Genomic DNA, 11,035 nt, shown 5'->3' on the forward strand with positions numbered 1-11,035 from the left:
TTCCCACAACAGGTTCTCTCCTTTTTTAATAATAATAAAGTCATCAAATAACAGAAAAGAGATTAACTTAAAAGATGACAATCTACAGGAATTGTTTTACACAATATATTTCCATTAACGAACATTCAAAACAAATACCATTTGTTTTCAACCTTATCGTGAACTTTTCTACAATATCGATTTTGCAGATATAATTACGAATCTGCGTCAACCTTTACATAGTGATATACTTCAGTTGATTGAAATTTTTTTTAATTTCAGAAGTATAATCAATAGCCTATTTATTAATATTAGATACTAGTTTTACATCGGCATACATGGTTTTGAGAAGATTCACAACAACTGATATGTATATATAAACAAAACTGAATACATTTATACATTACATGAAAAATCTGTATATTCCCTCAGCCGTCCAAGACGTTTCGGTAAGAGTATGCTTGTGTCATTTCAAATGAAACGCGATTTTTCAAAGATTTTGATATCAAAAAAAACGGAAAAGTTGGAATGTATATCCAATATACAGTACTGTGAATGTAAGAAACAATGAAACAAAAAATCTCAAACTCTGACCCTATTCCAGTGATATACCAAACCGGTGAAGTTTCATTGGAGAAATTCTTTAAAGTTCTTTACCCTTGTTTCTTTTTTCCACTCACTGCCAATGTTATGCAATATAGTTATTATGGTATCCTTACCATAAAATCTGATGGCTTCATTAATCTCCTGACTGTTGCCATATTCAAATATGCGCTGAATGACCCATTCCTTATTTTTTATCCAGTTGATTTTTTCTATTCTTGTGTCCCAAAACAGTGCTGTACTGAATTTTGATAAATCAGGATGTTGTGTCAATTCTTTTTCTGTCAGAAAAGCATAGACCTCATAATTTGCCTGTATTTTATAAAAATATCCTTCAATGCCTATACCCAATGCCTTTTCTATATCAATGGATTGCTGGATAGTGAAGTCTCTCGTTCCCTTGATCAGTTCACTGATTCTCTGTGGATATATACCTGACATTTCTGATAACTGCTTTTGTGTTAATTTTGCTTTTCTCAAAATATGCTCAAGTACTTTTCCCGCAGGTGTCCTTTCTGATTTAATGTATTCTTCGTACATAACTGTATTTATTGTTTGCTATCAATACAAAAGTATATATTTTTACGATAATAACCAAATACGGTTACTGATATAAATCACTGGTTATCTTATTTATAAAACTTATGATAATATATTCTTAAAGCAAAAGAATTATGTTACTGAATTGCCGGCACGATATTTTCAAGTCGGTAAAATCGCCCTCGGGAGCCTTCTGGAGCAGGTTCGTTGCAGTATCGTTGTCTGAATACTCCCCGCAAATGTCCCCCGTTTTTCAACTGTTTTTCATGATACTTGTTTCTATATGTTTTGTTTATAACGAATTGAATTATAACCATTTAATTCTTTTAATTTATAAATTAAATTTTTTTTATCATGAGAAAAAAGTATTTAAGTGCACTTCTGTTTGGAGCTCTTTTGGTGACTTCAGCAGGAACTTTTACTTCTTGTAAGGACTATGATGATGATATCAAGAACTTGCAGGAACAGATTACAGCTAACGCTGATGCGATTAAGGCTCTTGAAGAACTTGTAAAGGCTGGCAAATATGTATCAGGTGTGGCTATTGAAGGTCAGGTTATTACATTTACCTTCAGCGACGGTTCTACAACTCCTATCACAATCCCAGAAGGTGAAAAAGGACAAACTGTAGAAGTAAAGGATAATGAACTTTACATTGATGGTGAAGCTACAGGTATTAAGGTAGCTGAAGAGGCTACAGCTGAAACAGGCTTGGTAAAAGCTGAAAACGGAACATGGTGGGTACTTGGTGAAGACGGTGAATACACTAACACTAACATCCCTGTTTCTGGTGTAACTGTAACAGGTAGTGATGCTGCCGGCTATGAATTGACTATTTATACTGAAAATGGTAAGCAGACTGTAAAATTGCCTACTGCAGCTTCTACAATCTCAAATATTACAGTTCTTAATAAATTAACTTTTGGAAATACAACAGGATTTGTATCTGGTACTACAACCCCTACCGCAACTCCAATTTTATGGGGATACGCAGGAACACAATCTGATGCAATGAAGAATTGGAAAGGTCCTAAAGGTCCTGTTGCTGCAAACCAAACTTTAATTGGACAGATTGCTACTGCTTATAATGCACTAACAGTAACTCCTGCATCAGTTGATTTAGGAGCTCAAAAGTTAGCTTTAGTTGATACTAAAGGTAATGAAGCTCCAGTATCTATATTTGCAGTGCCTGCATCAGATAAGTTGTCTACTGATAATTCACGTGCAGCTTCAGTAAATGGCGTTTGGCATTTAGTTATACAGCCTAATGAATTTACAACTGACGGATTTAAAAATGCAGTAAAAACAAATGACGGATATATCTTGTATGCATTAGAAGTTAATTGAGTTGTAATGACAAGTTATGATATAGCTATTAAGGCAGATGCTAATGCTACAGCAGCAGATGCAGCTGGTTTTGTTGGAACAATTTCAGCTTCTTGGGATGGTGTCAATGATGTTGTAACAAATGGTGCATCAGGCCCAGTTACAGCTATATTAAAGCCAGGTAAGACAACTGAATTCAACTTTACTGCTGCTGATTGCTATGACTCTTATATATCATTCGAAGGAACCTATAAAGCTAAAGCAGATGCATTAGGAATTAAAGTTGAAGGTATGAATGTTACAGTTCCTTCTTCAGCCGTTGAAGTTAGTGGATTAGTAGCTACTTTAAATATCATGAATGTTGCAGGAGAAGTAAAATCTTCCCACGTTCTGCTCAGTGGAATGGCGATACATTCTCTGCTAAATTGGGGGCTTCTCTTGTATTTGATTATAATTTAGCATTCAACTTTAATGCAAATAATATTGGTGCTAACAAGAAACTCGGTGGTGTAACTGTTTCATACGATAATATTGGTAATGTAAATGTAAATCCTTCTAACCAAACATTTACAGATAATACAACAGCTGTTACATTACGTAATCTCGTAGATAATAATAAACATGCATTAATCGCTACCGAACTTACAACAACAATGTCTATCCAAGTAGTTGATGGCAACAATAACTTTAAAGTTGAAACTAAGTTCACTATTGAAATCCATTCTGAATTTGAACAGCCTAAACTTGTTTACTATGTAAATGGTGTTGCTCAGGATGTAGCTAAACTTGAAGCTGGTAATATTATTAAATCACTTTATACAGAAGGAGATGACAAGGTTAAGAATGGTCTTGCTATCCAGTATGGTAGAGGTGAAGATTCATTCTACACAGGAGTAAAGGTTGATGGAGTAGAAATAGCTGATAACGCAGATACTGCTGGTAAAGTAACAGCTTCGATGTCTATTGACGGTGTTTCTTCTGCTTCTGCAGGCTTTGATACTGATACTACGGATAAACAAATTAAAATTTCTGACGGAGTTACTAAGGGTAAACTTAAAGTTACATTTACAGACGTCAATACCGTTAAGACAACAGCGTTTATTAACTTTGAATAATTGTTCCACCTTTATTGGTATAAATAAAAAAGCGGCTCTAAGAGTCGCTTTTTTTCATTTATATGCTTTGCAACCATTTAGAATTAAGAGAAAACCATCTGAAATCTTCTACTTCGTATTGTCTGCATTAAATTTTGAATCCGCGTTTTTAGTTTGTCTATTATTTTGTTCCACTAAAAGCAACTATTCCACCCTCCTGCTTGCATATATCAAAATAATCCACTAATATTACAGAAACACAGTCATTCAGCGTGGTATTTATTCGTAACAAATATATTATGTATAACAAACTATAAAAGCTGATAGTATGAAACTCATTTACAATTCCGGTCGTGAGAGATGCGAGATAATAGAGAAACAGGACTTTGAGGAATCGATATTTGCCGAACAGTATGTCAGGGCTTTGAGCCTTATTAAACAGTTCGTATTCAATACAGATTCCGACAGCGGTTCGAACACTCTGAAGATTGTGGCATTCTGTGGCGATAGAGGTGCTGGTAAGTCTTCCTGTATGCGTACCGTTATCAATATGTTGCAGGATTCCAATGCCGCACATATAAATATATTCCTTAAAAAGAATGGTTTCAGTTCCATCATCAATACCCAATTCGAGATTCTCGATGTCATAGACCCGTCGTTCTTCGACACTTGCCACAATGTGCTTGAACTGGTTTTGGGTACAATGTACGGAAAGGCTATAAATCTAAACAAAAGCCGTACGGATTTCGACTTTACCTGTATAAACAGCCTTATGAAGGATTTCCAGAAGGCAAAAAGTTGTGTGCATTCGCTCCACAATACCTCCGACGGGAGTTTCGATGAGCTGCAGGAACTTGACTCCCTTTCTGCTGGGGTGGAACTGAGGACTCACATAAACTCCCTTATAAGTAAGTATCTGAGACTGACAGGCAGGAAGTGGCTGGTCATTCCTATTGATGATATTGACTTCAATATGGAAAATGCGTATACCATGTGCGAACAGATAAGGCAGTATCTCTCTTCGCCACAGTGCATTGTACTGATAGGTGTGAAAATGGAACAGCTGCAAAACGCCGTATCCATCAATATCAGAAATAAAACAAATGAAAAAACATGGACGAAACAGAACTATCTCACTGACAATGACATTACGGAGATGGCGAAAAAGTTTCTCACCAAGCTTATTCCTGTGTCATACCGCATCAACATGCCGCAACTGTATAGCTTGAGCGAAAGGAATCTCCAACTGATTGTAAGTCCTTTGTCAGACAATAAGTCTCTACCGCTGAAGGACGCTATAGTAAACCTGATATTCAACAGGACAAGATACCTGTTCTATAACAGCAAGGGGGGCATATCGCCCGTCATTCCTAACAACCTGCGCGACCTTATATCGCTGGTGGGACTGCTTGTATCCATGCCCGAAGTGAATGATTCGCACTCGGACAATGAACAGCTCAAGATGAACAAAAGGTTGTTCAAATCGTATTTCTTCAATACGTGGATTGGTCGGCTGTCTGCCGAAACTGCACTGAAGATAGATAGCCTTGTGAAATATGGTGTGGGAAATTCGCTCAACAAGAATGTGGTTTCCATCCTGAAGGAAACTTTCAAGGAAATCCTTAAACGTGATTTTTCAAACGAAGGAACCGATTTATCCGGCAATAAGAAGACTCCTTCACAATCATTGATTGAAAACATAATCAATGATGGGAACTTCAGCTATAATATATCTGTGGGCGATGTGTTCTATCTGTTTCGACTGATAGAAATGGAGCATCTTAACGACAGTGATGCTGATTTGATTTTCATTCTCAAGAGCCTTTATTCCATAAAGTTGTACGAGGAATACGAGAATATCACCGAACAGGATGGTATGGTTTATCCTAAAGAGGATGACATGGACGGTTCCGAAGTTGATGCTAAAGCCAATACCGAAAATGATGGCGGTAATGGCGGAATATACAGGATAGACGAGCGCTTTTTGCATACCAACTCACTGCAACGGCTTCTGTGTGGTGCATACTTCACATATTGTCCGGGTGATTTGTTGCCTAAGAATAGCGATGGCAAGTACTTCGATATGACAGTAATCTATGGTAAAGAGTTTAACGACTTGTTGAGAAACCTGTCTAAGGAAATAAAAGAAAAGGACGAAACAGAAGATAAAAATGGTAGTCCGGCTTTTGATGAAACATTCTATAAAAGGTTGTGGCTTGCTGAGTTCTTTATTCTTACTACAGTACGCTCTGTATCATCAAAATATGTCAGTAATATAGATAATGTATCGTATAATCATCGCGCCAACTACATCCCGTTCTATCTTACACAATATAATAACAGTACAGGCTTTTATGTATTCGATATATTGGCTCCTTTCTATAATATGGCAAACATTAAGTTTGCATACGGGAGGTTCTCTGATATAGCACCTGGACTTTATGAATTTGCTTTGAAAGATAAGAATTCTCTTCTTGGGCAAATTCTCAGCAAATGCGAAGAAAGCCGAGAGGGGATGAACTATGGATTCCCTCCTGAAATGCATCGCCTTCTGTCCGATGCCATAATACGTAATTCCGAAGTGCTGTCGGCTGTGTTTGAGAATGCTGAACTAAATCGTATTAAAAATCATGATGCAGCCGGCATCGGGTCAATCAGCAGTTTCTATAAGAATATAATGAAAAGCAAAATGTCCACACATCCGTTTAATGTGTATAATGAGGAATATAATGATAGGTATTTCATATCTTTCCAATACCTGAAGCCATTTATTGAATTTATTGAAGGAATAAAAGAGAGTGAGAAGGCGAAAAACGATAATGGACAGGGTGATACGGATGAAATAAATAATCTGTTCAATAAGATTTTCTATCTGAAAGAGAATATCCCTTCGGTGGAAGAAATTATAAATGGTATTGGTAGGGGTACATCAACTAATACTATATACCGTAATATGAGAAATAGAATCCCATACTTCAAAAATTGGAACGACGAGATGCTTGGTGAGGTTATTTTTATTAAGGAAGGTAATTATACGAAGCCCGAAATCAGGGAAGCCGTAGAAAAATGGTATGAAGAAAAACAGTCTCAAAAATAACGTTTTAATTTTTATCTGAGTATGGATTTATTGCGTTCCACCATAGAAGCCGTTTTCTATCATTACCCACTTCCTGTGCTTGCTGAGCTGATTAATAACAAAAGGGGGGATGAAGATATGCTTTCTGTAGTAGCGGAAATTATAAAATGGAAATTGAAGGAATTTTCATCCACCGAAATATTTACCCTCAAAAATATAATGCAGAATGAGTGGATGACCGACGTCAAAAGGAACTTCCTGCCGGGAGGGACACCGGCTTACTTGCGTGCTTTTCTTGTTCTGAACCGTTTCACGGACAGTGTCCTCTGTACGTCGCACGACAGGCAGCCCATAGTGAAGTTCGACAATCTGTTGCGCTGGCACGAGACTTCGCTTCTTGTCAGCGAGGACCTGCTCACCACGGCTTTCCTTGCCGAAAAGGACCTGAAGGACAACTACGAAAGGAAGGAGTTCGTATGGCCGGACGTGATTGGACACGACAATTTCAAACTGAACAGCATACTGGACGAGGGGCTGTCGGACACTCACTCGCACATAAATGCAGCCATAGCGGTGTTCGACTTCAACTGGATAAGTCTGATGAACTATCCTAATATGATTGCTGGCAAAAACGACCGAGATGAAGGATTTACCGACAAAGGGAGTTTCCAGAGTTATGACCCTGTGGCACGCAACTCAGTGTATAACAACAAGTCGCTAAGATGGTGGGTACAGCTGGCAGCAATAATACGTGCCGGACTGACAGAAATATTGTTGTGCAACTCCGGCAACAACAGCAAGCTGTCGGAAGATTTCCTTAATATGCTTAGAATGCCGTGCATTGCCGGAATGCTTGCCAATGCCAAATACAGTATCAACAACATGCGTATGTCGGCATTGAAAACGGAAAGCGGTTATGCCTTCGACTATGCTATACGCCACTTGCGTGCAATGGATCTGCCCGAAAGTACCGTAACTAATGTATATATGCTGCATCATGGCGAAAGGGAGCTGATGTATTCTTTCTTCTATAATTATTGGGGCAACTCAAAAGGAATGCGACAGCTTGCGCCATGGTTCTATTTGTATTGTCTTATAAAGAACAAGCTGAGACGTGAGTTTGTACAAACCAACAGTCTGGTGGGATTCGACAATTTCAATGACTATCAGAAACATAAATCCATATTTATACCTGAATTGAACGATTCGGGGAGAAAGATATTCAATGAGATTATTTACCGCTATGCCGTGCAATCCGCCATAGGTGGTAACAGCCGCTATAATCTTGAAGCAAGGATGACACCAGGAGCGATAAAAAGATTCATGGGATATGACTGTTCGCACTCTATCTTTGGAAATGTGGAGGTGTATCAGAATAATCCTGACAGCCGTCTTACCATTGTGGCGCATTTTATCAAGAAAAAGGAGAATGTCGCTGTGCCAGGGAGATTGCGCAATCATAAAACCATAAAGGAACTATGGAAACAGGTAAAACTGTTGTCTGAATGTTGGGAGAAAGGTAACACTGCCCGGTTGAAAAACAAGACTTATTTTGTAGGCATTGACGCGGCCAGTTCAGAATTCAACTGCCGTCCCGAAGTGTTCGCGCCTATATTCCGCTATGCAAGATTTAAGGGCATAGACAATCAGACATTCCATGCCGGAGAGGATTTCTATGATATATCGGACGGACTGAGAACTATAGACGAAACAGTTTTCTACATGCATTTCCGCCTTGGTTGCAGGTTGGGGCATGCATTGGCTTTAGGTACCGATGCAGAACGATATTATAGAGAGCGGCATAACACTATAATTATCCCGCAACAGATACTGCTCGATAATTTGGTATGGCTGAAATACAGGGCTATGGAGCATAACATATCTTTATCGGCTAAGGTGCAGCTGCTCATAGAGGAAAAAAGTGTACAGTTGATGCAAAGGCTGAGATATCCTGAAACACACTTATATACCTACTGGCAAAGTATGCTTCACAGGGGAGATTCACACGATGACAGTAGAAACTTGCCCGACGAGGTGAAATATACCATGTCGGGAATCGACATGACTCCTAATGATAACACTAGGAAATGTCTGGAGCATTATCTCTATAATACAGAGTGCAGGACGGAGGGCGATAAGGCCGTAACCATACAGTTACCAGAGGCGTATGCCGACGATATAGTAAGACTGCAGTCATGTATGCTTGACGAACTGGCTGAAAAAGGTATTGCTATAGAATGTAATCCTACTTCAAACCTTAAGATAGGCCGTTTCAGCCATTACATCGAACATCCCATCTTCGCGTTCCATCCCATTGAAAGTGACAGACGCAATGGTCTGTGCGTGAGCATCAATACCGACGACCGTGGTGTGTTCGGCACATCACTCAGAAATGAGTATTCGCTTATAGCCATAGCCATGTATAAGCAGAAGGACAGTGATGGGAACCGCCGGTGGACTGATGTACAGATAGAGGAATATATAAAGCGTATTGCCCATTATGGGAATCTTACACGGTTCAGGAGGTAGGCAGGGGCTGTTATTTGCACATACCGGTGTATGTATTATATTTGCGATGTCATAAAAATATTTATATTATGGTGAAAGAAAATCTGACAGGCGATAGATATATCAATCCTTATACCGACTTCGGGTTCAAGGAAGGACTTGAACCCGCCGAGATAGCTGGATTCACCTAAGCAGAAGGCTAGTAATGTAATCAAAAGATTTGATAGGTATTTCATATTTTTAGACATAAAAAAAGCGGTGAATCGTTGAAACACCGCTCAAAAAATAGAATATTTCCTTTAAATTATTTGTTAAATATGTCAAAATATTTCTTTAACATATAAATACGTCCTCTTCTACCTCCAGTAACTTCAGATAAAATACCACATTTTTCCATACTTGAAATTAAGGTATATGCAGAGGCATTACTAATTCCTGTTATACTTGCAACTTTATTGGCATCTATAATAGGGAGTTTATACAATTCTGTCACAATCTTTAACGCATTGGCAGATCTGCTTCCTAATGATTTTATTTTCTCCTCATTTTCTTTTTGTAGCAATAGGATCTCCTCAAAAGTTCTAACTCCATTTTCTGCAGTTTTGATAATTCCAGTAAGAAAGAATTTAAACCATTCAGAAATATCATTATTTTCCCTAGCTTGCATAAGACAAGTATAGTATGAGTTCCTATGCTTTTCAAGATAATCAGACAAGTATAAAATAGGTCTTTTCAGAATACCCTTACTTACTAAGTATAGTGTAATCATCAATCTTCCAGTTCGTCCATTTCCATCAAGAAAAGGATGTATTGTTTCAAATTGATAGTGAATTAAAGCAATCTTAAGTAACTCTGGGAAAAATATTTTATCATTATGTACAAATTTTTCTATATCTTCCATTAATTCAGGTATAGATGTATGGACAGGTGGAACAAATATTGCATCATTTATATTTGAGCCTCCAATCCAGTTTTGACTTCTTCTAAATTCTCCAGGTTGTTTATGTTCACCTCTCACACCTTGTAACAAAACTTTATGAACGTTTCTTATTAATCTTGAAGAAAAAGGAAGTTCACCCAATAGTTTAATAGCCTCATTCATAGCATTAATGTAATTATGAACTTCTGTCCAATCGTCTCTTTTGTCAAGAGGCACATCTTCTTTTGAGAGAATGGCTTCTTCCATATTGGTTTGTGTCCCTTCTATTTTAGATGATTGCGTAGCTTCCTTCATTACGTGCATACTGATAAATAAATCAATATTGGGAATATGTTCAGAATACATATCCAATCTTCCAAGCATTCTATCAGCTTTACTTAACAATGTAACAACCTCCATATCAGAAATTTCCCAAGATTTATTTATAAAATTAGGTTGGAAACTTCTATAATATCCTTGATTTATATAAGTGCCTGATTTAAAATTCTTCATATGTGTTATTTTAATTTTTATGGCAAATTTAAAATAAAGATTTTCTTATTCCAAGTTTTGCGCAAAAATTAAAATAAGCAATTCTTCTATTATAATAATAAGCAAAAAATTAAAATAAACGGTGTTTCAACTTATCAAAGAACGTTTTTAAGTCATCTACCCTGTCTTATCCTGAAAAAGGTTTACTGTTTCCACATCTTGAAATACCCGGAACTGTCGTGCTGACAATTCTATCATACGTTAATACGTAATCAATCATAATCATTTTCTCAAGTTTCTGATTTAGATTTTAGGCAGTTTGTGCATATGCCTGTAGTGCTTCCAGCCTCTTGTTGTTTTCGATAAGCTGCCGCATCAGCGTGTCCTCATCTGCTCCAGTGAGTTCTGCAACTATGCCCACCACTTCAACAATTATTAGCCATATTTTCTCTACAACAGTCAGTTCGTAGGCTCCTGTATACACATCCTTGAAAAGTC

General features: G+C 37.6%; 8 protein-coding genes and 1 pseudogene. 6 read left to right on the forward strand and 3 right to left on the reverse strand.

Going from position 1 to position 11,035, the window contains the following annotated elements; genetic code table 11:
- Window positions 1-355 precede the first annotated feature (355 nt).
- Window positions 356-550: an AAA family ATPase gene (locus tag I6E24_RS13370; protein WP_317218737.1), complete on the forward strand. Its 195-nt coding sequence runs from the start codon at window positions 356-358 to the stop codon at window positions 548-550.
- A 56-nt stretch (window positions 551-606) separates the two neighbouring features.
- Here the strand turns inward: I6E24_RS13370 and I6E24_RS13375 are convergent, their stop codons facing one another.
- On the reverse strand, window positions 607-1,122 hold the full coding sequence (locus tag I6E24_RS13375) for a helix-turn-helix transcriptional regulator (RefSeq protein WP_235329035.1): 516 nt from the start codon (window positions 1,120-1,122) through the stop codon (window positions 607-609).
- 354 nt (window positions 1,123-1,476) lie between these two features.
- Here I6E24_RS13375 and I6E24_RS13380 point away from each other — a divergent pair, with 354 nt between their 5' ends.
- The 5 genes from I6E24_RS13380 (at window position 1,477) to I6E24_RS13400 (ending at window position 9,147) form a co-directional block, all read left to right on the forward strand.
- On the forward strand, window positions 1,477-2,469 hold the full coding sequence (locus I6E24_RS13380) for a hypothetical protein (RefSeq protein ID WP_235329036.1): 993 nt from the start codon (window positions 1,477-1,479) through the stop codon (window positions 2,467-2,469).
- A 6-nt stretch (window positions 2,470-2,475) separates the two neighbouring features.
- Complete coding sequence (locus tag I6E24_RS13385) at window positions 2,476-2,907, forward strand: hypothetical protein (protein ID WP_235329037.1); 432 nt, start codon at window positions 2,476-2,478, stop codon at window positions 2,905-2,907.
- A complete protein-coding gene (locus I6E24_RS13390; protein WP_235329038.1) occupies window positions 2,874-3,563 on the forward strand; it encodes a hypothetical protein in 690 nt (229 codons plus the stop codon). Before I6E24_RS13385 ends, I6E24_RS13390 begins: the two co-directional genes overlap by 34 nt.
- 307 nt (window positions 3,564-3,870) lie before the next feature.
- On the forward strand, window positions 3,871-6,639 hold the full coding sequence (locus I6E24_RS13395; protein WP_235329039.1) for a hypothetical protein: 2,769 nt from the start codon (window positions 3,871-3,873) through the stop codon (window positions 6,637-6,639).
- A gap of 21 nt (window positions 6,640-6,660) precedes the next feature.
- Window positions 6,661-9,147: an amidohydrolase family protein gene (locus I6E24_RS13400; protein ID WP_235329041.1), complete on the forward strand. Its 2,487-nt coding sequence runs from the start codon at window positions 6,661-6,663 to the stop codon at window positions 9,145-9,147.
- Between the two features lie 283 nt (window positions 9,148-9,430).
- On the opposite strand, the gene I6E24_RS13405 is transcribed toward I6E24_RS13400, so the two are convergent.
- Together I6E24_RS13405 and I6E24_RS13410 are read right to left on the reverse strand one after the other, a co-directional pair.
- Window positions 9,431-10,558, reverse strand: a complete 1,128-nt coding sequence (locus tag I6E24_RS13405) for a Fic family protein (protein ID WP_235329043.1) — start codon at window positions 10,556-10,558, stop codon at window positions 9,431-9,433.
- 289 nt (window positions 10,559-10,847) lie between these two features.
- A pseudogene (locus tag I6E24_RS13410) lies at window positions 10,848-11,035 on the reverse strand (IS4 family transposase); the annotation flags it as partial.

This window comes from Bacteroides caecigallinarum (assembly GCF_021530995.1).
GTDB lineage: Bacteria > Bacteroidota > Bacteroidia > Bacteroidales > Bacteroidaceae > Phocaeicola > Phocaeicola faecigallinarum.

Bases quoted from the DNA above. Each gene is read 5' to 3' on its own strand.
- I6E24_RS13395 (WP_235329039.1), top strand. From the start codon at position 3,871: ATGAAACTCATTTACAATTCCGGTCGTGAGAGATGCGAGATAATAGAG.
- I6E24_RS13385 (WP_235329037.1), top strand. From the start codon at position 2,476: ATGACAAGTTATGATATAGCTATTAAGGCAGATGCTAATGCTACAGCA.
- I6E24_RS13380 (WP_235329036.1), top strand. From the start codon at position 1,477: ATGAGAAAAAAGTATTTAAGTGCACTTCTGTTTGGAGCTCTTTTGGTG.
- I6E24_RS13375 (WP_235329035.1), bottom strand. From the start codon at position 1,122: ATGTACGAAGAATACATTAAATCAGAAAGGACACCTGCGGGAAAAGTA.
- I6E24_RS13405 (WP_235329043.1), bottom strand. From the start codon at position 10,558: ATGAAGAATTTTAAATCAGGCACTTATATAAATCAAGGATATTATAGA.
- I6E24_RS13400 (WP_235329041.1), top strand. From the start codon at position 6,661: ATGGATTTATTGCGTTCCACCATAGAAGCCGTTTTCTATCATTACCCA.